At 26.9% G+C, this 24,086-nt stretch carries 28 protein-coding genes and 1 pseudogene; 4 read left to right on the top strand and 25 right to left on the bottom strand.

Annotated elements, in window-relative coordinates; translation table 11 throughout:
• Nucleotides 1-54: 54 nt before the first annotated feature.
• The 7 genes and pseudogenes from BINT_RS05900 to BINT_RS05870 form a co-directional block, all read right to left on the bottom strand.
• The gene (locus BINT_RS05900) at nucleotides 55-432 is read right to left on the bottom strand and encodes a YkvA family protein (protein WP_014487638.1); all 378 of its coding nucleotides are present in this window, start codon (nucleotides 430-432) and stop codon (nucleotides 55-57) included.
• A gap of 58 nt (nucleotides 433-490) precedes the next feature.
• Complete coding sequence (locus BINT_RS05895; protein WP_014487637.1) at nucleotides 491-808, bottom strand: hypothetical protein; 318 nt, start codon at nucleotides 806-808, stop codon at nucleotides 491-493.
• The gene (locus BINT_RS05890) at nucleotides 805-1,095 is read right to left on the bottom strand and encodes a hypothetical protein (protein WP_014487636.1); all 291 of its coding nucleotides are present in this window, start codon (nucleotides 1,093-1,095) and stop codon (nucleotides 805-807) included. The genes BINT_RS05895 and BINT_RS05890 overlap by 4 nt, the downstream gene beginning before the upstream one ends.
• A gap of 164 nt (nucleotides 1,096-1,259) precedes the next feature.
• A pseudogene (locus tag BINT_RS05885) lies at nucleotides 1,260-1,805 on the bottom strand (GNAT family N-acetyltransferase); the annotation flags it as partial.
• An 18-nt stretch (nucleotides 1,806-1,823) separates the two neighbouring features.
• The gene (locus tag BINT_RS05880) at nucleotides 1,824-2,360 is read right to left on the bottom strand and encodes a methylated-DNA--[protein]-cysteine S-methyltransferase (protein ID WP_014487634.1); all 537 of its coding nucleotides are present in this window, start codon (nucleotides 2,358-2,360) and stop codon (nucleotides 1,824-1,826) included.
• Nucleotides 2,357-2,998: an isochorismatase family protein gene (locus BINT_RS05875; protein ID WP_014487633.1), complete on the bottom strand. Its 642-nt coding sequence runs from the start codon at nucleotides 2,996-2,998 to the stop codon at nucleotides 2,357-2,359. Before BINT_RS05875 ends, BINT_RS05880 begins: the two co-directional genes overlap by 4 nt.
• A 15-nt stretch (nucleotides 2,999-3,013) precedes the next feature.
• On the bottom strand, nucleotides 3,014-3,586 hold the full coding sequence (locus BINT_RS05870; RefSeq protein ID WP_014487632.1) for an HD domain-containing protein: 573 nt from the start codon (nucleotides 3,584-3,586) through the stop codon (nucleotides 3,014-3,016).
• 179 nt (nucleotides 3,587-3,765) lie between these two features.
• Here BINT_RS05870 and BINT_RS05865 point away from each other — a divergent pair, with 179 nt between their 5' ends.
• Nucleotides 3,766-5,046, top strand: coding sequence for an ankyrin repeat domain-containing protein (locus BINT_RS05865; RefSeq protein WP_014487631.1), 1,281 nt, complete (start codon nucleotides 3,766-3,768; stop codon nucleotides 5,044-5,046).
• A gap of 10 nt (nucleotides 5,047-5,056) precedes the next feature.
• On the opposite strand, the gene BINT_RS14945 is transcribed toward BINT_RS05865, so the two are convergent.
• The 7 genes from BINT_RS14945 to BINT_RS05835 form a co-directional block, all read right to left on the bottom strand.
• The gene (locus BINT_RS14945; RefSeq protein ID WP_014487630.1) at nucleotides 5,057-5,431 is read right to left on the bottom strand and encodes a DUF3226 domain-containing protein; all 375 of its coding nucleotides are present in this window, start codon (nucleotides 5,429-5,431) and stop codon (nucleotides 5,057-5,059) included.
• The gene (locus BINT_RS14940; protein ID WP_014487629.1) at nucleotides 5,413-5,694 is read right to left on the bottom strand and encodes a DUF3226 domain-containing protein; all 282 of its coding nucleotides are present in this window, start codon (nucleotides 5,692-5,694) and stop codon (nucleotides 5,413-5,415) included. The genes BINT_RS14945 and BINT_RS14940 overlap by 19 nt, the downstream gene beginning before the upstream one ends.
• Entirely contained in the window at nucleotides 5,687-6,664 is a 978-nt protein-coding gene (locus BINT_RS05855; RefSeq protein WP_014487628.1) for an AAA family ATPase, read from the bottom strand. Before BINT_RS05855 ends, BINT_RS14940 begins: the two co-directional genes overlap by 8 nt.
• 110 nt (nucleotides 6,665-6,774) lie before the next feature.
• On the bottom strand, nucleotides 6,775-7,287 hold the full coding sequence (locus tag BINT_RS05850) for a BspA family leucine-rich repeat surface protein (RefSeq protein ID WP_014487627.1): 513 nt from the start codon (nucleotides 7,285-7,287) through the stop codon (nucleotides 6,775-6,777).
• Nucleotides 7,288-7,293: 6 nt separating this feature from the next.
• Nucleotides 7,294-8,520: an HsdM family class I SAM-dependent methyltransferase gene (locus tag BINT_RS05845; RefSeq protein WP_014487626.1), complete on the bottom strand. Its 1,227-nt coding sequence runs from the start codon at nucleotides 8,518-8,520 to the stop codon at nucleotides 7,294-7,296.
• A 15-nt stretch (nucleotides 8,521-8,535) separates the two neighbouring features.
• Nucleotides 8,536-9,246: a hypothetical protein gene (locus BINT_RS05840; RefSeq protein WP_014487625.1), complete on the bottom strand. Its 711-nt coding sequence runs from the start codon at nucleotides 9,244-9,246 to the stop codon at nucleotides 8,536-8,538.
• A 45-nt stretch (nucleotides 9,247-9,291) separates the two neighbouring features.
• Nucleotides 9,292-9,810, bottom strand: a complete 519-nt coding sequence (locus BINT_RS05835; protein ID WP_014487624.1) for a GNAT family N-acetyltransferase — start codon at nucleotides 9,808-9,810, stop codon at nucleotides 9,292-9,294.
• Nucleotides 9,811-9,896: 86 nt separating this feature from the next.
• On the opposite strand from BINT_RS05835, the gene BINT_RS05830 reads away from it, so the two are divergent.
• Nucleotides 9,897-11,714, top strand: coding sequence for a glycoside hydrolase family 10 protein (locus BINT_RS05830; protein ID WP_014487622.1), 1,818 nt, complete (start codon nucleotides 9,897-9,899; stop codon nucleotides 11,712-11,714).
• Between the two features lie 262 nt (nucleotides 11,715-11,976).
• Nucleotides 11,977-12,648: a hypothetical protein gene (locus BINT_RS05825; RefSeq protein WP_014487621.1), complete on the top strand. Its 672-nt coding sequence runs from the start codon at nucleotides 11,977-11,979 to the stop codon at nucleotides 12,646-12,648.
• A gap of 1 nt (nucleotide 12,649) precedes the next feature.
• Here BINT_RS05825 and BINT_RS05820 read toward each other — a convergent pair whose 3' ends face one another.
• The 8 genes from BINT_RS05820 to BINT_RS05785 all read right to left on the bottom strand — a co-directional run bounded on the left by BINT_RS05820 (nucleotide 12,650) and on the right by BINT_RS05785 (nucleotide 20,450).
• Nucleotides 12,650-13,117: a hypothetical protein gene (locus BINT_RS05820; RefSeq protein WP_014487620.1), complete on the bottom strand. Its 468-nt coding sequence runs from the start codon at nucleotides 13,115-13,117 to the stop codon at nucleotides 12,650-12,652.
• Nucleotides 13,118-13,135: 18 nt separating this feature from the next.
• The gene (locus BINT_RS05815; protein ID WP_014487619.1) at nucleotides 13,136-14,554 is read right to left on the bottom strand and encodes an ABC transporter permease; all 1,419 of its coding nucleotides are present in this window, start codon (nucleotides 14,552-14,554) and stop codon (nucleotides 13,136-13,138) included.
• Nucleotides 14,554-15,594 carry an ABC transporter permease gene (locus BINT_RS05810; protein ID WP_041177292.1) on the bottom strand — a complete coding sequence of 347 codons (1,041 nt, stop codon included), beginning with the start codon at nucleotides 15,592-15,594 and terminating at the stop codon, nucleotides 14,554-14,556. The genes BINT_RS05815 and BINT_RS05810 overlap by 1 nt, the downstream gene beginning before the upstream one ends.
• 469 nt (nucleotides 15,595-16,063) lie before the next feature.
• Entirely contained in the window at nucleotides 16,064-16,555 is a 492-nt protein-coding gene (gene rnhA / locus BINT_RS05805) for a ribonuclease HI (protein WP_014487617.1), read from the bottom strand.
• Between the two features lie 35 nt (nucleotides 16,556-16,590).
• A complete protein-coding gene (locus BINT_RS05800; protein WP_014487616.1) occupies nucleotides 16,591-17,586 on the bottom strand; it encodes a DHH family phosphoesterase in 996 nt (331 codons plus the stop codon).
• Between the two features lie 34 nt (nucleotides 17,587-17,620).
• A complete protein-coding gene (rbfA, locus tag BINT_RS05795) occupies nucleotides 17,621-17,989 on the bottom strand; it encodes a 30S ribosome-binding factor RbfA (protein ID WP_014487615.1) in 369 nt (122 codons plus the stop codon).
• A gap of 20 nt (nucleotides 17,990-18,009) precedes the next feature.
• On the bottom strand, nucleotides 18,010-18,489 hold the full coding sequence (locus BINT_RS05790) for a chemotaxis protein CheW (RefSeq protein ID WP_012670259.1): 480 nt from the start codon (nucleotides 18,487-18,489) through the stop codon (nucleotides 18,010-18,012).
• A 125-nt stretch (nucleotides 18,490-18,614) separates the two neighbouring features.
• On the bottom strand, nucleotides 18,615-20,450 hold the full coding sequence (locus tag BINT_RS05785) for a hypothetical protein (protein WP_049783494.1): 1,836 nt from the start codon (nucleotides 20,448-20,450) through the stop codon (nucleotides 18,615-18,617).
• Nucleotides 20,451-20,879: 429 nt separating this feature from the next.
• Here BINT_RS05785 and lexA point away from each other — a divergent pair, with 429 nt between their 5' ends.
• A complete protein-coding gene (lexA, locus tag BINT_RS05780; RefSeq protein WP_014487613.1) occupies nucleotides 20,880-21,506 on the top strand; it encodes a transcriptional repressor LexA in 627 nt (208 codons plus the stop codon).
• Nucleotides 21,507-21,566: 60 nt separating this feature from the next.
• Here the strand turns inward: lexA and BINT_RS05775 are convergent, their stop codons facing one another.
• The 3 genes from BINT_RS05775 to BINT_RS05765 all read right to left on the bottom strand — a co-directional run bounded on the left by BINT_RS05775 (nucleotide 21,567) and on the right by BINT_RS05765 (nucleotide 24,049).
• The gene (locus tag BINT_RS05775) at nucleotides 21,567-22,064 is read right to left on the bottom strand and encodes a YajQ family cyclic di-GMP-binding protein (RefSeq protein WP_012670174.1); all 498 of its coding nucleotides are present in this window, start codon (nucleotides 22,062-22,064) and stop codon (nucleotides 21,567-21,569) included.
• A gap of 86 nt (nucleotides 22,065-22,150) precedes the next feature.
• Complete coding sequence (locus tag BINT_RS05770) at nucleotides 22,151-23,647, bottom strand: glycogen synthase (RefSeq protein ID WP_014487612.1); 1,497 nt, start codon at nucleotides 23,645-23,647, stop codon at nucleotides 22,151-22,153.
• A 54-nt stretch (nucleotides 23,648-23,701) separates the two neighbouring features.
• On the bottom strand, nucleotides 23,702-24,049 hold the full coding sequence (locus BINT_RS05765) for a hypothetical protein (protein ID WP_014487611.1): 348 nt from the start codon (nucleotides 24,047-24,049) through the stop codon (nucleotides 23,702-23,704).
• Between the last annotated feature and the right edge of the window lie 37 nt (nucleotides 24,050-24,086).

Here is a 24,086-nt window from a genome sequence, read left to right as displayed (position 1 = left end):
TAATCGGAATTTATAATTTTTAGTTAACATAGAAAATTACAGCATATATAATCATTAATTATATGAAACTTTAAAAACTAATACTATAAGAAGTACTAATATCAGTATAAATATGATAGTTAATATTAATGAAACCCATTTTATATATTTAATGATCTTATATATAGATGTATCTTTATCTAAAACAGTATTTTGAATGCCATGCAAAGCTGATACTATTAAAAACATAGCATCTTCACCCCAACCGGCAATAGGTATAACATCTGGGATAAAATCAACAGGGGAAATTGTATATATCAAAGCGAGTATAAATGGAATCCAAGAAAGTATAGAATTTAAAGATTTATTTTTATAAGGTTCATCATTATTGACTATTTCCGGCTCAAATACCTTTTCTTCTTTATTATTATAATTATTTTCATTATTAGACATGTGTTCTCCTAAAACTTAATTTTAATAAATAAAGCATTTTACTATTGATCTGTTAATATTATAAAGCAGGAGAATGATATCCTTTATAATTACCATTAGGATGACGCATACATTTTGATGAAGTTAATTGTTTTATAGTTTTATATTGATTACCGCAGTATTTACATGTATATTCATCTTTTTCAGTGCCTTCATAAAGTTTATGCTTACCTTTATAATTTCCTTCAGGATAACGCATACAATTTTGAGAAGTTAATAATTTCACAGAACTAAATTTATTACCGCAATATTCACAATAAAAATTTTCCTGAACTTTAGGTCTTAAGCTTGCAGTAAAACAAAAGAATATTAAAGTTATTATATATAATGTTCTCATTTTTTATCACCTGAAATTAAATCTTTATATTTAGAGTCTTTAAATTCTATATAAGGTTTGGAACTAAGCATGTGAATTGCTGTTATAAGAGAATAGCTAACCCAAGCCTTTTTTTCTGTAGGTTTAGATGATGAAGATTCATTTTTTTTAAGAAGCTCATTTAAAGATTCTGCTATATCATCAATATGCTCTTCAAAAAAATCCTCGCATTCATCGCATGTATCCATAGTAGCCTGCCCTTGTATTTCTTCTACATTTTTTCCGCACCAAACACATTTTACAGACATTTATACACCTCTTATAATTTATTTTTCGCCGTATATTATACAGATAATATTTAATTTGTAAAGATTGTAAGTATATAATTTTATATATTTTTATGCGAATTTATAGAAACTAATAAACATAATTCTACAGTTTCAAATGATTTTTTTAATGAGAATAACTATTTTTATAATTCATCATTTATTATAGTCATATGAACATGATCTTCCCATTTACCATTAATTTTTAAATATTTTTTGGCAAGTCCCTCATATTCAAAGCCAAGTCTTTTAGCCAATTCCAAAGAAGGTTTATTATGAGGCATTATATTTGCTTCTACTCTATGTAGTTTAAGTTCTTTAAATACTATTATTATAGCTGCTTTAAGTGCTTCTGTCATATAGCCTTTATGTTGTTCAAATTCATCTAATTTATAACCAACTGTAGTTGATAAAAAAACACCTTTATAAATATTGCTGAAATTAACCATTCCTATGATCTTTCTTTTATCTTCTATTTTGTATATCCAAAATTTAAGCATTCTTTCTAATTTTATTTCCTCAATTTCTCTTTTAATAATATCTTTATGAGTATTAACATTATAAAATACATCTGGCCTTTTGGGATCAAAATCTTTAAAAAAATCTTTATTTCTTCTGTAAAAATCAACTATCTCAGAAGCCATATTGACATTCGGCTGAACTAAAAAAAGCCTGTTTGTTTTATAAGTTTTTTAATCATATAAAATAACCTACTTCATTATAATTTTAGAATTAACTATATCAAAACCTTCATGCTTGAGTAAATACTCTTTTTTATCAAGTCCGCCTGCATAACCTGTTAACTTTTTATTCACTCCTACAACCCTATGGCAAGGTATTATAATAGCTATTTTGTTTTTTCCCTCAGCTGTGCCTACCGCTCTTGATATGCTCCCTTTTTTATCTGAAATATTTCTTGCTATGTCAGAATAGGTAACAACTTTTCCAAAAGGTATTTTTGAAGTTTCCATCCAAACATTATATTGAAAATCTGTACCATATACAGCTAAAGGAATAGAAAATTTTTTTAAACTATTTGAAAAATAATCGTCTAATTCTTTTTTAGCTTTCTTTATTATAGAAGGTTCTTCATCATATAACGATATTTTAATGTTTGTTAAGTTAAATTCTAATGATGTAATATATTGAAAGGTTTCATCTGCTTTTAGTATTAAATCACCAATATGGCTTTTATAAATATAGGCTTTATTGAAATTACTCTTTTTTTCAAGCCTAATAATTTTCACAATCTAACCTTTTTAAGATTAATAAGAGGACAAGAAGTATATAAACCCTCAATAGATTCAGGATTAACTGCAGCAGAAGCATACTCAAGCACATTTACACTTACTAAATATTCAGCATCTATAGAAGCAACATATTCAGCAGTATCTCTTGCTGTAAAAAACACACAGTAATCAAGAGCAACACCTACAAAATCAAGCACCAAAGTTTCTTTATTTTCTCTAGCAGCATCTATAAACTCTTTATGCATATAAGAAAACCCAGAGTTTCCCTCATCATCAGGATCAACTCCCTTTTGAACATATATATAATCTCTTTTCTTTCTAAGTCCATCAACTATAGCTGAACCATAAGTTCTTGCAACACAATGACGAGGCCATAGAGTAAGAATCTCCTCATCGCCTGTATCTTGATCTATAACTTTTATTTTTGAAAAAGGCTCTTTTTCATGAGTTGAAGCAAAAGATATATGATTGGAAGGATGCCAATCCTGAGTTGCAATTATTGCATCATACTCACCATTTTTTATAAGATCATTTATAACAGGTACTAATTTAGTAGCACCTTTAACAGCCATAGGGCCGCCTTCCATATAATCATTTTGCATATCTACTATTGTAAGTATCTTTATTTTACTCATAACCCAAGTCCGTATTTAGGAAATTTTCTTAAGCCCTATACTCTCTTGTACAGGAATAAGAGCTTCTATAGTTTCTTTTATAAGTTCATCTATATTGATTCCCAACATTTCAGCACCTTTATTTATAACTGTTCTGTCTACTTTAGCTGCAAATGCTTTATCTTTAAGTTTCTTCTTAACAGATTTTACTTCCATATCATCTAAACTCTTTGAAGGTCTAACCAAAGCACATGCTGTAATAAAACCTGAAAGTTCATCAACCGCATATAGAGTTTTTTCCATATTGCTTAAAGGTTCAATATCTGTACATAATCCGTAACCATGACTTTGAATGGCTCTTATAAAACTGTCAGGAAGTCCTTCTGCCTCAAGTATTTCTTTCACTTTAATACAATGCTCATCAGGATATTTTTCATAATCCATATCATGCAAAAGTCCTACCATACCCCATTCGTCTTCATCTTCGCCGTTTTTCTTGGCAAAATATCTCATCACTGCTTCCACGGATAATGCATGCTTAAATAATGAATGCTCATCATTATATTTTTTGAATAATTCAACAGCTTTATCTCTTTCTATGCTGGCCATTTAAAAACCTCCAAATATTATCATAAGTATATACTATATTTTTCTATTTTTCAATATTTTATTCTTATATTTATATAATATTTTAATAACAAAAAAGTTATAATAAAAATTAATATAAAAACGATGATTATAATGTATTAGTATACATAATATTAACTTAATAATAAAATGGAAATAATATGAAAAAACTCATAATAATAACATTATTTATAAATATTATTAGTCTATATGCATTGACAGAAAATGAAAATAAAATGATTAATGCTGTAAAAACAGGAGATATTAGAACAATACAAACTCTATTATCTCAAAATGTAAATCCAAATATTAAAGATGAAAGAGGATATTCTCTTATACATATAGCGGCAGAAAATAATCAGACAGTTGCTATAAATGTACTTAAAAATTCACCATATACAGATTTAAATATACTTTTGGATAATAATACAAAAATAACAAATAACAATCAGTATATAGACGGCTCATACTATTCAGCTATGGACATTGCCACTATAAATAAAAACTTTGAAAGTGTGAAATTATTGATAGATTCCGGAGCCAATATTAATTTCCAAATGAAAGAGAAACCAAGAAGTGAGTTTCTAGCTTCAGAATATGCTAATCCTCAAATATTAGAACTTTATCTTAATAAAAATATATACTTGCTTATGAATAGCGAAGATGTTATATCATTAATAAAATCTGCAAGCATTGGAAATAATGTAGAAAACATAAACTATTTAGTAAAAAATTTAGGAATAGATGTTGATACTAAAGATACTAATACTATGCTTCATTATGCTGTAGGACATGGTTCCATAGAGGCTGCAGACGAACTTATAAAATTAGGTGCCGATATAGACAATACAAATGCCAATTTTAAAACATCTTTACACTATATTATAGAAAATAATTCTAATAGATTAACTGAAAGTGTTAATTTACTATTATCAAAAAAAGCAAATCCTAATATAAAAGATAAAAATGGAAATACTGCTTTGCATTTAGCTGTGATGAATGCTCATAAATCAAAAAAGGAATATATAGAAGTTATAAATGCTTTAATAAAAAATAACGCCAATTTAAATATATTAAATGATAAAAATCAATTAGCTTTAAATATAGCTGTAATTAATAATGATACAGAAATATCTAATATTTTAATAAATGCTAAATCAGAATTAAATAATATGTATAATGGATCCGCTCCTATACATACAGCAGTAAAAAATAATAATATAGCTATAACTGATAGTCTATTATCAAATGGTGTTGATGTTGATATAAAAGACAGTAAAGGATACAGTCCATTAGCTATAGCCGTAGAAAATAATAATTTAGAGATGTGTAGAAAACTCATAAGAAATAATGCTGCAGTAGACAGTAAAGCAATAGATATAGCAAAGAAAATGAACAATAAAGAAATAAAAAAATTATTAGGACTTGAATATATAAATTAATTTTATTATTTTACATTAATAATTTTAAAAATTCTTTTAAATCATTTAAAATATTATTATCTAAATCCCATATATCTTTTTTCATAGCAGACTCAAAACTGCAGTATTTACTAGATTGTTTCTGTTCATATTTATTGCAGGTATCAAATCTAATATAATTATTTATATAGAACTTATCAAAATCTTTATCGCTTATATCTTTATTATGGACTTTTAAACATTCTCTCCAACTCTCTAAACAGTCAGCAAAAACAGAGTCAGATTTTTTTATTGATTTTAATACTGTTTCTAATTCACCATATCCATTTACATTCATAATATAACATGCAAAATCAACATCAAGTTTAGAAGATTTTTCTAATTTATTTATTGATGTAAATTCCACATCATCACATACTTTTTTAAAGCTTTATTTATAAACTCAATTCTTTTATCTATACCTTCTTTGTCAGCATCTACAATAATCCCTATTCTATCGTATTTATCCAATCTTATTTCTTCAAGTTTTTTATCAAGGTTGTTTATGCCTTCTAAACATTCAAATTCACAAATACATTGAACATTTATATTTACGCAATTATAGTATTCTATCAATCTTTCTATAAAGGATTTATCATTCTTGCTTTCAACTATTATTAAATTATTCACCTCTAAACTCTCCATTATTGAGAAGTGCATATTCTAACTGCTCATTATCCCTATCTTTTATATTAATAAGACCTGTTTTTTGATTTCTATAAAACTCTAAATATAAACCATCATTATCTTTATTTTCTTTATTAAAAGCCTCTATACATTCCTTTGAATGAGTAGCAGCAAATACCTGACAATTAGCTTCATTAGATATTTCAAAAATTAATTTCCATAATTTAGGATAATTTGTATAATGTATGCCATTTTCTATTTCATCAATAAATAAATATCCGTCCTTACTAGACCATATAGCACAAATTATAGCAATATATCTGTTTATACCCTCACCGAATGAAGATAATAAAACAGGCTTTTCTCTGTATTTTAATTTTAATTTCAATGTTACTTTATTATTGTTAAAAATTTGTCTAATACCAATAATATTTTCATCAAATATTTTTAATGAATTATCAATATAATCTTCTTTGCCTAAATTGGTTAACTGACCATACAAGGATGCAATATATTCTTCATCAGCTTTAAAAGAATGTATAAAATGATAATCATCTTTAATTATAATTTTATCATTACAAAAATCGTATATATCCAATTCAAATTCACTATAACCAACAATTAAATTAAAATAAGGAGTAGTAATCATTCTGTTTTCTTTTGAAGGATCTTTTATATATATTATTTTTACATTTTTGTTATTAGTTTTAATATTGATAACATTTTCATCATTATAAAAAAAATCTATATCAATATCATCATTTTGTCTGCTTTTAATCATTTGTCTTATATTAGTATGAAGCTTTAAAGCATCTTCTGAATACACTGAAAGATTAACTCCTTCCATAAAAGAAGTTTTTCCTACATTATTCTGTCCGCCTATTAAATTGACTCTTTTAAAACCATCAAATTCTAATTTTTTAAAGCATTTAAAATTTTCAAAAGATATATTTTTAACAAAATGATTTTCCATTACTGCCTCTTAATATTTTAAGAATATTATTTTAATCATATACTAATTATTATATTTTTACAATAAAACAAAATCTTTAATATCATCATAATAAACATTTTCCAGCTTTTTTATGAAATCTTTATTTTTTTGTAATTTACTTTATCATTTTTTAATTCTCTATAAAGCTCTTTTATATCAAGAGTTTCTAACATTAACTGAAGTTTCTTTTTATAATTTCTGCTTTTACATTTATTATAAAATTTTAAAACAGTTTTTGTATGTTTAAAAGAATCAGCATTTTCAAAAATATCTTCAAAATATTTAAGATTATCAATATTCCAAGAAGTTAAATCACAGTTAAAATATTTTGTATTACTAAACATCTCACTCATATCAATAACTTTATGTACATTCCATTTACTTAAATCGGCATTGAAATATTCAGCATTTTTAAACATGCATTTCATATCAGTTACATTAGATACATTCCAATTTTCTATGCCGTCAAAATTCTTTCTTTTACTATTTTCAAATAAATATGACATATCAATTATATCGCTTGTATCTATATCAGAAAGATTTATATTTTCATCTTTAATATAATCCAATAATCCGAATTTATATTTAGGCTTGTATTTCATTAGAATTTATACCTTATCAATAATCTTCTTTATAGGAAGAAGCCTTTCTAATTCTGTCTTTGATACCTGAGTGTTTCCTGTTATAAGACTTAGCACCTTTATATTATCTTTATCATTTAAGGCATTATAAATATATTCCAAACTATAATCTTTATTATAATTACTTAAAGGATATATAACATTTACATGATTCTCACATACGAACTCTTTTTCTTTTACTATTGCTGATTTTATATTTATATTTTTATGAGAACCTGTTACCCTATTAACAGCTATAACATTATTCTTTATAATAAATTCTTTTGGAATATTTCTTATATATTGTAGTTTTCTTTTATTTGGTATAAGTATTTTCCCATCAACTATATTAGATGAATATATCAGAGGTATAGAATTATTTTTATCATCAGTAAGATTTTCTTTATATTTATTCCAAGCAATGCTTCCTGTTTTTACCTCATAACCTATTTCTTTTAAGCTTATAGTATCTTTATACGCTTTATTTAAAAATGTTTTATCCTCTGTAAATATTGTAATATCATTTTTTGAGAATATATATTTTTTATTTTTATGATTATTAGTTTTTTTGAGTATTAATAGCATAACCTTTTGATTGGCCATATAAAAATTATCAGAGCCGTCTACAATATGCAAATATTCAACACTACTTATGTTCATTATATATTCTCTTAATTTACTAAAAAAAGCACCATTATTCATAGAAGGAGGCACTACATAAGCTAAATATCCATCGTCTTCTAAAAGCTCCAAACCTAATTTTATAAATATAGAAAATATGTTAACTCTTCCGCTTATTATATCATTATGCTTTTTCTTTAATTCTTTATCAGGCTTGAACTCAAAATATGGAGGATTACCTATAACATAATCATATTTAATAGATTGTTTAGTATCAAGCTTCAAAGTATCCAAACATTTTATATCTGCATTATTTATTAGTTTTTTGGATATAGCAACTAAACTCTCGTCAATATCAAATCCGTATAGTATAGGACTTTTAAAATATTCATTACAAGATAGAAGAAACTCTCCGCTTCCGCATGCAGGATCAAGTATTTTTACATTATCTTTTTTTTCTGAAATAGATACTAATTCTTTTAATAGCAAATCTCTTATAGTTTTAGGAGTGAAGTACTGCCCTAATCTTTTTCTTTTTTCTATATCCGTATTTTTAAGATAATCAAAACTTTCTTTCGTGTACTCTTCTTGCATATATCTCTCTTAACTTTACAAACTATTACAAAACTCTATAACATTATTTTCGCATTTTATTCTATCTTCATGTAGAAAATAATCTATTTTTGCATTCTCATTTATAGTTTTATTCTGCTCATAAGCACGCCTAACATAAACATTAAATCCCCTATCAAATTTATATGCAAATAAATTATTCCTGCTTTCTTTTTTCATTTTATTTTTAAAATTATCTTCAAGTTTTTTTATCTCTTCAAAGAATTTTATTAATTCATTACGTTCATTCATAGGAAGCACATCATCTCCTATAAAGAAAGTAACATCTCCCCTGCCGTAAGAGCCAAATATATAAATAGCATTTGATTTAGGTAAATTACTATTCCACATAGGGCTAGAAGATTTATTACTGCTGTATTTTATTTCTATAGCTATAATTTTTTTAGCTGTAAAGATTAGAAAGTCTGGAAAATTCTGACTGCCATAAGGCTGACATATAAAACAGTTCTCCATACTCTTATCTTCTAAAGCATAAACATTATCAATAACTTTATCAGAGCTTTTATCTAAAATATCATTTTTTATAGAAGAAAGTATATTTTTAATTTCTTTATCAGAAGACATTCTCCTATTAAATCCATGACGTTTTAAAGAGGCTTCGAATCTGTCCTCAAATTCATCACCCTCTTTACTTTTAAGCCATTCTTTTTTATTTTTTCGTATATCTATAAAAATATCACTAAGCATTTTTTTAATATAATTATAAATTAAAATATTGTCAAGTATTATACTTCATACTAATTGTTTCCACAACCAAATATCAGGCTTACCTTTACCATTGGCATCGGGAAAAATGCCTGCAATTTTATATCCGTTTTTCTGATAAAATTCATAAGGATGATTATTAATATTTTTTATATTATTCAATATATATGACATATCAGTATTATTAAAATCAAATTGATGCAAATTAGTTCTAAAATCTTCATCATCTGAACCCAGCATTATATTAAGTACATTTTTTGATTTAGCCTCTCTTTCAATCTCATTTAATAGCTTAGAACCTATACCCATATTTCTATATTCAGATTTTATTATTAAAGGATGAAGTTCACATGTTATATTTGAGTACATCTCTAAAAGTCCTGTATATCCTATCAATATATTATTTTCTATATATCCCAAAGAAATAAAAGACTTATTAATCAATTCAATTGTATCGTATGAACTATAAAAACTATTAAATGCTTCTGTCATCATCATTGATATATCTTTAGCATATTTAATATTTTCTTTAATATTTATAAACATAATCAAAAGCCTTTTTCATATATTGACTGTTATTATCATTAAATATATAATCTCTAAAACATTTATCAATAATAAAAATAAAAATTATGAATAAAATCATTGTAATAATATCTTTAATCATACTATTAGCAACATCTTGTCAAACTTTGAATATCATTATACCGAATGATGTAAGAAAAATACTTGCTAAAAATATTGATGAAGATAGAAGTCAAAATCCTCTTTATAGAGAGTTCAGGGCAGCTTGGATATCATCAGTAGTGAATATAGACTGGCCTTTGAAAGGAGGAAGCGAATCCGAACAGAAAAAACTCATTATAAAACATTTAGATACATTATATGAAAATAATTTCAATGCTTTATTTATTCAAGTGAAGCCAGATGCAGGAGTAATATTCAAATCAGAAATAAATCCTGCTACAAGATATTTTTTAGGTTCTGCATCAAGCGATGAAAAAGATGATTACCCTTTTGAAACAGATATGCTTGAATTTATAATAGAAGAAGCTCATAAAAGAAATTTAGAAGTTCATGCTTGGTTTAATCCTTACCGCATGTCTTTAACTTATGATAAAACTAAAAGCTATGAAGAACAATTTTCAAAAAAGAATTTTATTCATACTTATGTTTCTAATAATCTTGAGCCTATATATTGGTATGATAACAGACTTTATTTAGATCCGGGCGAACCTATAAGTGCAAAATATATAACAGATTCAGTTATAGAAGTTCTTGAAAATTATGATGTAGACGGCATACATTTTGATGATTATTTTTATCAGAATGCTGCAAGAGGAAAAACTTATAAAGATTGGCCTGATGAAGTAAGTGCTGAAAAATATGGTGCTAAAAGAGGATACGATATTACAAATAAATCTGATGATGATTATGGAATGAATGGGCTTTATGCTTGGAGAAGAGATAATATCAACAGGCTTGTAAGCGATTTATACAGAGAAATAAAATCAAGAAAACCTTATGTAAAATGGACTATTTCACCTGCCGGAGTTTGGAGAAATAAAGATAAATTGGCAGAATATCCAGGAAGTAAATATGGAAGCGAAACAAGATCATATAATCCTAATTTTGATGCTTTACATGCTGATGTTCTTTTATGGATGCTTAATGGAGAAAAAACAACTACCTTAAATAATGCCACAAGGAAAGACGGATTAAATAGAATGTATATCGATGCTATAATACCTCAAGTATATTGGACTTCAGAACATAAAACAGCCCCTTTTGATAAAATAGTAAAATGGTGGGTTGATGAGGCAAAAAAATCAAATAATGGAAAACTTGCCGACATATATATAGGACATGCTCTATACAGAATGGGAAGTGCTACAAATATAGAACCTTGGCATGATATTGATTTGATGTCAAGACAAATAAATTATATAAGAGATGTAGGTAAAGGATATATTAAAGGATCTGCCTTCTTCACAATGCATAATATGTATAGAAAAGACAGAGATACAGGAAATTTCGGAAATGATGCTATTGAATATGTAAGAGAAAATAATTATATATTCAAGGCAATAGTACCAACAATGAACACTATGAAAGATATAAGTAAAGCTCCTTTAAAATTAGAAAATCCAAGTATTAAAAAAGTTTTCGGAGGAATTGAAATAACATTTACAGACCCTAATGAATATAAGCTGGATAAATACGGACATCCTCTACCTTCATATTCTTCATACTATGCTATATACAGAGAAACTATAGGAGAATCCGGAATAGAATTAATAGATAAAATAAGAAGAACCGATTTTAATACGAATGCAAAAGTAATATATAAAGATAAAAGGGTAAATTCAAAACAAACTTACATATATTATGTTACAGCTTTAGACAGAATACATAATGAAAGCGCATACCTTACTATAATAAATGATTGACAAATATATACCTAAACAATTATATTTTGTAAATTTTTTTATTCAACTTTTTCCCGCCGCAAAAAGTTGCAAAAAGTGCAATTAAAAATTAGTACCAAATCATACTAGTTTTTGTTTTATATGTAATATAAATTATTAATTTTGTACAATAATAAGTAATCAGCCGCACGTATAGAAGACATTCATTAAGGATAAGTGATACCAGCTCGCGGTTGACAAACTTAAAAATTTTCAGTATAATCTAATAAATATAATTAATAATATGATATTAGAAAATTTATACTATACTGATTATTATAAAAATCATTGGAATAAATACTCAATATTATTCTCAGATAAATACTTTGAAAGTGAAAATAAAACTATATTAAATGATGATTATTATATCATACATAAAAAATATTCAGGATACATTCATCAAAAAGATATTATAGGATATGAAAGAAGTTTGTACACTAATCATGATAATAAACTTATTTATAATTACAGAAGCGATGATGCCAGAATGTTTAAAATAATAAATCATAATAACAATGAATATTTTGTTTTTAATAGAGATTTATCAGGCTTTTCTATAATAGATTTAAATAAAACCAATAAAGAATTCAATTTTTATCATAATAAACCAATAAATAAAAATGGAATCATTGTTTTTATGGACGCTGAGTATTGTAATAATAAAATTCTTTTTTATATATTTTATTTATCTAAAGCAGAGAACGGAGCATTTAAAAGGGTATTCAATTATTTATTATATGACTTTTCTAATGGAATTAATAGCAGTCAAAATTATGTTAACTTTATAGATGTAAGAAAATCAGTATTAGATTTATACGATTATGAATTATATTTCACTTATAAAGCATATTTTGATAATAACAGCATAATAGCAGAAGATTTATCTAACGGAAAAAAATTTAATATAAATTTATAAATTAATTCAAAGCCTTATTTCTCATCAATATTAAAGCTAAATCATCAATTCCATTTTTTTCATCACTGTATAATGAATAATATATTCCATTAACATTCCAATAGGCTATATATTCTTTTTTATCATTTGTTTGTATTGTTATTTCAATATTTGTTTCTTCATCAATATTTTTTCTTTCTTCTTTGAAATTATCAAAAAATGAAAGTAAATCATTTAAATTCTTTGAAGCTCTATAATAATAGCTAATATTATTATAATCAAAATTAGATTCTGCAATAGTTTTATTAACGATAGCATATTTGACATTCATAGCATGTTCAGGAGCAGGCACACAGTATCCTAAAACAGCAAAAGATTTTGTAGAGTCCACCGGTACAATATCAAACTTTTCATTATTATTTTTATTATCAGAACATGATATAAATAATAATATACTAAAAATTAAAGACAAAGATTTTATAATATGCATAGTTATCCTCAAAATAAATCATCTGCTTCTAAGTTTAGGGTGAAGTATCTTATCCAAAGCGAAACCTAAAAATGCAAATGACATGCCTAAAATAGCAATTAAAATTCCAGGAGGTATTATCCACCACCAAAGACCTGAAAGCACAGCAGAACCTTTCATAGCATCATGCAAAATCTGTCCCCAAGTAACTATAGATGCATCTCCGAGTCCAAGCAATGATAAAGAAGATTCATAAACTATAGCAGAAGGTACAGCCAAAGCCATAGAGGCAAATGAAAAAGGTAAAAGTAAAGGAGCTAAATGATTGAATATTATTCTAAAATGTCCTGCCCCAATAGTACGAGCTGCCTCAATATAAGTTTCCTCTTTAAGCTGCATAGCCATAGAACGAACCGTCATAACTGAACCAGTCCAAGAGAAAAATATCATCATTGTTATCATAGTCCATATACTAGGCTTGAATATTGCACTCATAACTATCATCACAGGAAGTACAGGTATGCCTATAAATATTTGATATATAAACTGCATAGTATTATCAACAAATCCACCAAAATATGCTGACACTATTCCATACATTACGCCTATTATAACGGATATAAAACTTGTAGCTATACCAATAAATAATGCCCATTTAAGTCCTGATACTAAACCTGAAAATATATCTCTTTTCATATTATCAGTACCCATTATACCGGACATAGAGCCTACCAATACCATATAAGGATCTTCAAAGCTGGCATTATCTTCTGAAAATTTACCGCTCACTTCAAATTTATAAATACCTTTCAATGCTTGAAAATTTTTAGCCATATCATCTTTTTTGGTATTAAAAAGTATTTTCATAGGATTAGTTGTGAGAGTATCAATCTGTCTTGCTAATATTCTAGGAACTGACTCTCTGTAAAACCTGAATATTCTATTTTTTGAATCATTGAATGATGATATTCTCAAATCTCCGTTTATATTATGTAAACTATCAGAAAGAGTAATTACTGCCCCGTCTGGTCTTGTTACATTCCATATTAATCCTGTAGAGCCATTAACATTAGCATGAAAAATTAAATCCACTGGAGCTTTATCAAATTTATAATTATATTCAAATACTGCTTTATAATTTAATTCACCATCAATATAATTAGTTTCAACACTTATAGGATTTATATCTGTTGTGATAGCTGATTTTTCTTTCTGAAAAAAATTAAGCCACTCAGGAGCAGCTGAAGCGGGATTATCCTGCCAGTAAGTTATATCTCTCCATCTTTTTGGTGCTTCTTTATAAGTCAAAAGCAAAGGCTCTAATAATGATACCATAATAGCCAAAACAAGTATGCATAAACCTACAACACCTGTTTTATCTTTTTTAAACTCATCAAAAAATTCTATTAAAGGAGCAAGTTTTTTCTTAATATTATTTTTATTAATATTATTCTCCATTACATCTTGCCTCCAACTTTTATTCTAGGATCTAAAAATCCATAAGATATATCAAGAATCACCAATCCTAATTGATAAAGTGCTGTAGTTATGGCTAAATTACCCATTAATACTGGTATATCATTTTGCTGAACTGATATCCAATAAAGATTTCCTAAACCGGGCCAAGAAAATATACCTTCAAATATTATAGAACCTGCAATAGAACCAAGAAGTCCCAATAAAGTGATAGTAACTATTGGCGGTGCTGAACTTCTTAAAGTATGTCCAAGTAAAACTGACTTCTCTGATATTCCTCTTGCAGTTGCTGCCATAATATAATCTTCCTGCAATGTTGACAGTACTATATTTCTTACAACGAATGAAAGTCCCCAAAAACCTATTAATGTTAATGTAAGCAAAGGCAAAGACATATGCCATAACATATCTAAATAATACATTATGCCTGTAGGTGTTGGTATTGAATGCACTCCTCCAGATGGAAATAATTTAAACTTATAAACAAAAATCATTATGAGTATCATTGAAAGCCACCAAGTAGGCATACCGTAAACGATCATAGTTATAATGCTTGTACTTCTATCAAATAATCCTCCCGCCTTTCTTGCCTTTATAAGTCCTATTATTAAACCTATCATCATTTGTATAACTGATGCAGTTGTGAAAAGTATTATAGAACGAGGAAGTGCCTCTCCTATTATTTTTATAACATCTCTGTTGCCGTTTGAATCCATCATAATAGAAGATTTTCCGAATTGGAAAGTTATTGTATTGATGCCTCTTATAAATATTCTCTCGCCTATGCTTCTATTAAGCCAATATATATCATAATAATATGCCCTTCTCTCTTTTATAAAATTCTCAACATCTTCGGTACGCATATTACTAAGTCCTCTAACTTCAGCATTTATATTTTCTTCAATTTGTGCCTTGAGAGTTTTTTCACTAACGGTATTAAATATAGCAGAAGACATAAACATCAATATTATAAACATGATTATGCCTTTCAAAATTCTTTTAATAACAAAATAAGTAAACATAATATAATCCTTTTAAGCATTATACTAAAAATAATAAAAATTGTAAAGTATTATTATGTTAATTTAATTATGTTAATTATTTCAAATTTAAAATCCTACGCACGGTGAGTTTATTAAAAATATTAATTAAATTGCATTTCAAAAAACTGCATCTATAATAAAAACAATATTAATCGTGCGTTAATGAATTTTTTAAACTTAACAAAAACTTGGGCGGGTGCTGGAATTTCTTATTAAACAAAAAATATAAATAAAATATAATTGCAAAATTAATCTATAAAAAATAAAGGGCGGGGTATGTAATTAAGTTTTAAAACTTTATTTCAATCCCCACCCTATTTTCTTATTAACTTATATTGAATTTTTTAATTATTATTTTTTTATTGCTTACTTAGAAAATATAATACCCACCCTAGATTTTTTAAATTGAGAGCCTACTTACCGCTCTAAAATACATGATATTTATATATCAGCAATACTCAGTCTTTTCATTAAATGAAGCAGACTTACCTTTTTCAGTATGCTCATCCATAAGAATATTAACTATTTCATCAGCACGATTATTTTCTTTATTAGTGGAATGCCCTTTTACTTTGATGAACTCTATATTATGTTTTTTAGAAAGTTCTATTAATTTTAACCAATATTCTTTATTTTCAACAGGCTTCTTATCGCTTTTTACCCAATTATTTTTCTGCCAAGAATATATCCATTTAGTCATGCCATTAACTAAATATGCACTGTCACTATGAAGCTTAATATTATGTGAATGCTTTAATCTCTCAAGTGCTTTAATAGCTGCTTTCATTTCCATTCTGTTATTTGTGGTATTATCCTCGCTTTCCCCTATCTCAAGACGAAGATTATGCCTTTCACTTATAAGTATTGCAGCCCATGCACCAAGCCCGGGATTTCCTCTGCATCCGCCGTCTGTGTATATAATGATATTGTCTTTTGTCATGAATTTTTCTTATGTTTATTTGATATTATAAAAAATTATGAAGCTAATAAATTAATCAATTTATCATTTATTTCTTTTATTAAATTTTCTCTAGTATAATCTTTTTTGTATACTGTAAAACCTGATGCCTTAGGATGTCCGCCGCCGCCAAAAGTTTCAGCAACCTCTCTAATATTTTTAGGACATCTGCTCCTCATACTCACTCTAAAACTATCTTCATTTTCATGAATAATAAAACCTATCAATACATCATCCATCTGTATAAGAGTATCTGAAGCACTAACAGCAAGCTCTTTCATATTAGTTCCGCAAATAGTGTCTCCCAAACATAGATATCCTATTTTATTTTTATCATCTATCACCATACTTCTATATATTTCCATTAAAGCAGCAACATCATTTTTAGTATATCTTTTTCTAACAACATTTCCAAGATTTTCCTGTATGATTCCAACTTTCATTAATTGAGAACCATAAAGTAAAGTTCTATCTGTTGTATTGCTGAATATAAAACTTCCTGTATCAGTACAAATACCGCAGTAAAGAAGTGTTGCTATATTAGAATCAAACTTTTCTAAATAATCCTGAAATATATCAACTATTATCTCACAAGTAGCACCTGCAGTAGTGTCATCATAAAACATAGTAACACCTTTAATATTTCTAACCTTATGATGATCTATAAATATTACTTCATTGTAGTCATTTAATATTTCAGAAATCCAGCCAATTCTATCTATATCACCTGAATCTAAAACAACCAAAACATCTTTCTTAGGTAAAGTATTTTCATTAACTTCAAAAATCACTTTATCAACAAAAAGAAGATTCTGTAAATCTCTTTGCATTTTATCAGTATTTACAACCTGAGCATTTTTACCAAGTATATTTTTAATGATTAAAGATAAAGCAAGCCCTGAACATATACAATCGCAATCAGGATTTCTATGCCCTGTAATAGTAACATTATCAGCCTTTGAAAGTCTGTCTATTATTTCTTTTTTTGATACATTTAATTTATTATTTTCCATAGATTGTTTATCTTTAATTTATTATATTATAAAATTAATTTTCTTCAGGAATTTCTTCCGGTATATCTAAATTTTTTATATCAGTTAAAACTTTATTAGTTTCTATTAGATTTTTATCATAATGAAATGTCAAATTAGGAACATACCTAATAGTAAGCTGTTTTTTTAGATAAGAAAATATAACACCCTTAGCACTATTAAGTCCATTAAGAACTTCATTTTGCTTATCTTCATGCAGGCATACAAAATATACTTTAGCATTCTTTAAATCTTTGGCAGTATCTACTTTAGTGATAGTTACAAGATTATTTTTTATTCTAGGATCTTCTATCTCTCTCATAATAATCATAGAGAGAGTCTGCTTTATATTTTCATTAACTCTAAGTATTCTATGTGAGGACATAACAGTATTTACTTAATTATTTATTTTACTATAGAATTATTAACAGCATTAGTTAAATCATCAAGCTCATCTTTAATGAATACTTTATCTATATCAACTAAAATAATCATCTGTTCATTAGCTTTAACTAATCCCATTATATATCTGCTGTCTATTCCAACATGCATGTCTATATCTTCTTGAATATTTTCATTATTTATAGTAAGAACGTCTGATACAGAGTCAACAACCAAACCATATTTTTTATCGCCTATTGCTACAACTACAATTACGCAGTTTTCAGGATTCATAGGTTCATCGAAATGGAATCTTGCTCTTAAATCTATAACAAGAATTATAGTACCTCTCAAATTAATAATACCTTTCAAATAATCCGGACAATTCGGAATTGGAGAAGGCTGCATAAAGTTTAATATTTCCTGAACTTTTAATATATCGATTCCGTATAATTCATTATTTATTTTAAATACAAGTATTTGATTTGATATGGCACTGCTCATGTTATCTCCTTTAAATCATATTAAGAATTATAATATATAATGTACATAAGTCAAGTAATTTTATTATTGTTTTTATTCATTTTATATCATATTTAATAAAAATACAATATTTTTAAAAATTAATATTAAAGCTCAAAAGTATAATGCGTAACAGCCTCATCAGGACGGAAATAATCATTACCCTTGTCTTTAATTATCTTTAACATATCCGCCATTACTTTATAGTATAAGAAATAATAATCATACTTTTTGAACTCCGACATAGGAGAGTTTAAAAGCAAATTATAATATTTCTCGGAAAGATTCAATGCCGTTTCATATTGAGTATTTAATTTAAACTGTCTGTCATAATCAACTAAACGCACTATTTTGTTATTGAAAGTAAATAAATCAGCTCCACCGCTCTCCCAGCCTATAGAAGAAGCTAATTCATTATTAGGCACAACATTAACCCAGTCAGATTCTTGTGCTTTATCTGGTGGAACTGAAGATACTTGTAATTGATAATAACCAGACTTTTTAACATGCTCTTCTGTAACTGTGAAATTAGTTTCAAATCTGTCTACCGTCTCCATAATTTTTTTTATTGGCGGCATAGGATAAGTGCTGTTAAAAGTTCTGTAATATTTGCCGTTTAATTCAGTGTATGAAGGCTCGAAAGGTGTACCGTCCTGCATTTCATAACCAAGCATTTGATTAGTTGCATTAATTATATCATCTGAAAATTTATCATATCCAAGTGATATATCTGCTGGTGTAGGTTTATATTTATCAATAATATCATAAGGTTCCTCTTTCCAATTTATACCATCCTCTGTTGTGTATAGCCCAGATTTATAGCTATAAGGATATGGAATCCATAATTGCCATCTATCACTATAGCTAAATTTACCACCACTCCGAATATATACATATAATTTATTTTTATCATACCATATATTATAATGATCTGAATATAATCCATTTCTTATATGATTTGTAACCCAATTTTTAGCATCAGACATATCTTTTCCCCATTCTATTGTATAATATTCATCTGTACACAAAATAAAATCTCCCTCACTAGGATCTCTATAAAATGTAAGAAGTTTATCATAAACATTAAAAACAGTTCTAAATACAAATATTTTACCTTTAAAATAAATTATATGATTTCTAGTAGCATTTCCGCATCTTCCTTGAAAGTTAGGGTTATTAAAATCAACTTTTGGAAAATCAAATACATTTGATGAAGAAACTTTATTCCAATTTAGTAAATCTGATGAACTCCTGTTACTGTAATAAATTATAAGTTTTTCTATATAAGCAAATTTCTCGTAATCCATTTTTGTTTTATTTGAAGTAATAACATCATAATGATCAGAAATATTATTAGGTACATCATCAGGAATTTTATATTCCCAGTTTGTTGCCCAGCCTTGAGACTCTGCTTTTATGGGTATGTTTACTTCTGTATCAGTAATAACGAGTTTCTTTGAATTTAGATTAGTCCAATACTCTGTTTGTTCTAAATCTCCTGAATTAATGCTGTGTATTTTTGTTATTGTTTTTCCGTCTTTCTCTATTCTTAATACTGCACCTTTATTTAATTGTCTAAGAATTTTTGTTTCTGGGTTATATTCATATTCATTTGTAGCTAAAACATACCAGTCATTTTTGAATTTAAATCTTCTTCCATATCCGCCGAATACCGTACCGTTTTGAACTACTTCAGGTTTTACCTCAATTGGCTTTTCTTCAATATCTCCTTCGTCTGGAGGGTCTGGCACTGGTGTTGGGTCTGGGTAGTCTGGTATTTCAGGCTTTTCATCGTCTATTATTGGAAATTTTGTTGGAGGCGGTATATTGTTCGGCCCTAATAGATTTACTTTTTTACAGGACATTATCAGCACTATTATAAAAATTAATAAAAGAAGTAAAAAATAAAATTTCTTATTTTTGTTAATAAAATTCTTTTTCATAATATAACCCTCAAGTATTATTATACAATTTTTTATTATTGCTATCAATAAATTTTATTAAAATTTTATATTTATTAATCTTATTTACATTCTTAATGTTATAGAATATTTTGAATAAAATTAGGCAAATTTTTTTTGATATTTTATAAGAAACCGATTTTATATTATTGGCTTGGCTTGGCTTGGCTTGGCTTGGCTTGGCTTGGCTTGGCTTGGCTTGGCTTGTGATAGCTAAGCGAGAATGAAAAAATAACAAATCAAACATAGTTTCATTTTATACCATAAATAATTATTTTCAAGTTATTATATAATATTAATTAAGAAAAAATAATTTTTATTAATTAATATTATTTTTTATAATAAATCTTGACATCATATTTTTGTATAGTATAATAACAAATACGGTATGTTAATATAAAGAGGTATAATATGACTGAATTGACAGATAAACAAAGAGATATTTTTAATTTTCTGCAAAAATTCACTAATGAAAACGGCTATCCTCCTACTGTTAAAGAAATCATGGTTCATTTTAATTTCGCTTCTCCTACTGCAGTAACAACTCATTTGACAGCATTGGAAAAAAAAGGATATGTAAAAAAAACAGGTAAAAGAGCAAGAGGCAGTGTACCTATAGACACTTCAGGAAAAGGTAATCATAATATGATAAAAATACCTCTTCTAGCTAATGAAGTTAAAGCAGGTCTTTTAATGGATGTTGCAGATGAAACTGTAGAAGAAACTTATTCGCTTCCTAAATCTATAGCACAAGATGAGAGTAATTTCCTTATGAAAGTAATTGGGGATTCTATGATAAATGCCCATATAAAAGAAGGTGATATGGTTTTGGTTCACCCTTCAAATGAAGCTGATAATGGTGATATTGTAGTTGCTAAAATAGATGACAACGGAAATGAAGAAATAACTATTAAAAGATTTTTCAGAGAAAAAGATTGTATTAAATTAGTATCTGAAAATAATAATTATCCTCCTATAGAAAAAGAAAGCGTATCTATAGTAGGTAAAGTAATAGGCTTAATAAGATTAAAAATATGATTGATGATAATAAAAAAGGGGGCTTTTGAAAGCTCCCTTTAATTTTGCATTTTATAAATATTATCTGTAATTTGTGAACTGTAAAGGTATAGGATAATCCTTTCCCTTAATCATAGTAATAACAGCCTGCAAATCATCTTTTTTAGCACCTGATACTCTGATTTGTTCATCTTGTATGCTAGCCTGAACTTTCAATTTCATATCTTTAATATCTTTAACTATTTGTTTAGCTAAATCTTTATCTATACCATGAACTATTTCATTAATTTCTCTTATAGCATCTCCGGCAGCTTTTTCTTTTTTCTTTTCTCTTAAGCACTTTTGATTTAAGCCTCTTTTAATGAATTTCTGAAATAAAATATCTCTAACCTGATTAAGAACGAAATCTGCAGGTGCTAATATAGTTATTGTTTTTTCACCTTTATTTAGCTCAATTTGTATATTCTGTCCTTTGAAATCGAATCTATTATCTATTTCTTTAACAGCAACATTAACGCAGTCATCTATAACCTGCATATCAACCTCAGAAACTATATCAAAACTTGGATCTTTTGCCATATTTAAACTCCTTTAAAAATATAATATTTATAACTCTGATACAGAATTATATTAATTCAAATAATAATATTTATATAAAAGCAATATTACTTTTCGGTATTTAATAATTTTTTATAAAGTTTAGTATATTCCAAAACGGTTTTATGAAGAGAATAATCTTTACTCATAGCATTAAATATGAGTTTATCCCAAACATCTTTTTTATTATAATATAAATCGAAAGCTAAGTCCATAGTATCAACGAAACTTTTTACAGAATATTCATTGAAAGTAAAACCTGTAGCCTTATTAACACTTTTATTTCCGCTGTAATTGATAACCGTATCTTTAAGTCCGCCTACTGCATGAACTATAGGAATGCTTCCGTATTTCATACTATATATTTGATTAAGTCCGCAAGGCTCAAAACGGCTAGGCATTAAATAAATGTCGCTTCCTGCTGTTAATCTATGTGCTAATGATTCATCAAATGTAAATAATATTTTTATATTTTTAGCTCTGCCGGCTCTTTTAGTAAATTCATTTTCAAAATCTTTGAAATAATTATTCTTACTGAAAAGAAAAATAAAGTTAGCATCATAAGTAGAAATTTCAAAAAAAGCAGAATATATTAAATCAAGTCCTTTCTGCGGATCAAATCTTGATATCATAGTTACAAGAGGATAATTTTTATTTGCAAAGCCTAATTCTTTATATAATGCATTTCTTATAAGTTTTTTCTTTTCTACAGAATTAATATCATAATTATTTTTTATAAGTTTATCAGTTGCCGGATTCCAAGCTTCATAATGAATGCCGTTAAGCACTCCGTATAATTTTTGAGATATTCCTTCAAGAAGACTATTCATTCCGCATCCGAATTCTTCTCCCTGTATCTCCTTAGCGTAAGAAGGACTAACTGTTGTAACTATATCTGAAAGTATGATACCAGCTTTAATAAAACTTACATTTCCATAAAACTCTAATCTGCTATGAACAAAAAATTTCCAAGATACATTAAGAAGCGTATATATATCGGAAGAAAAATTACCTTGATAAGCTAAATTATGAATAGTAAACATTACTTTTAATTTTTTCAAAGCCTCTTCATCATTATAAACTTCTTTTATATAAAGAGCTATCAAAGCAGTTTGCCAATCATGAATATGAACTATATCCAATTTAAAATTTTCTTCCTTATACAAATGTATTATTAATTTAATAACAGCTTTTGAAAATAATATAAATCTGCTTGCATTATCAGGATAGTCAATACCATTTTCAGAATATAATCCGTTTCTTTTAAAGAAATTATCCTGCTTTATAAAATAAATATTTACATTATTATTTTCAGGATGCTTTATTCTAGCTGCTTCTACTTTTATTTTTTCTTTTCCATGCTCTATTTCAAATTCAGCTATAATATCCTTTTTGCTTATTAATTTATAATTTTGTTTGTATAAAGGTATGACTAAAGATGCATTAATCTTAGAAGAACCCAATCTAATAGAAGATAATTCCAAAGGCAAACTTCCGGCAATATCTCCCAAACCTCCTGTTTTAGAAAATGGATATGCTTCGCTGGATACCATAAATATATTCATAAATTACTTCCATAAATATTTTTTAGTATAGTTATAACCTTTTAGGTTGAAAAATCAATTTACTGGTACTCCTATTTTTCCTGCTGGTACACCAAAAGCTATTAATAATATGTATTTATCATTATCTTTAGGTACCTTATAAATTATAGTATAAGTTTTGTTATTGGATGGATTTAACTCAGAAAATTGTCCTTTTAATTCTTTATTAAGTTTTCCTATATTATTAGCTATTTCACTGCTTAACTCAATGACATAAAACTCATATGAAGAGTATTTATTTATAGCAACAGTACATGCATGCTCATCTTTATATGGAGCAACCATCCATTGTTCTTCTGCTGAATATAATAAATTGGTCATAGCTGATATTAAAAATACCAATAAAAATACATACTTTTTCATATATTATACTCCATACCATTTTTTATAATTTTATTAT

This window comes from Brachyspira intermedia PWS/A (genome assembly GCF_000223215.1).
In the GTDB taxonomy this organism is placed as follows: Bacteria; Spirochaetota; Brachyspiria; order Brachyspirales; family Brachyspiraceae; genus Brachyspira; species Brachyspira intermedia.
Note: the sequence above shows the minus strand (reverse complement) of the source record. Positions and strands in the feature narration are given on the sequence as shown.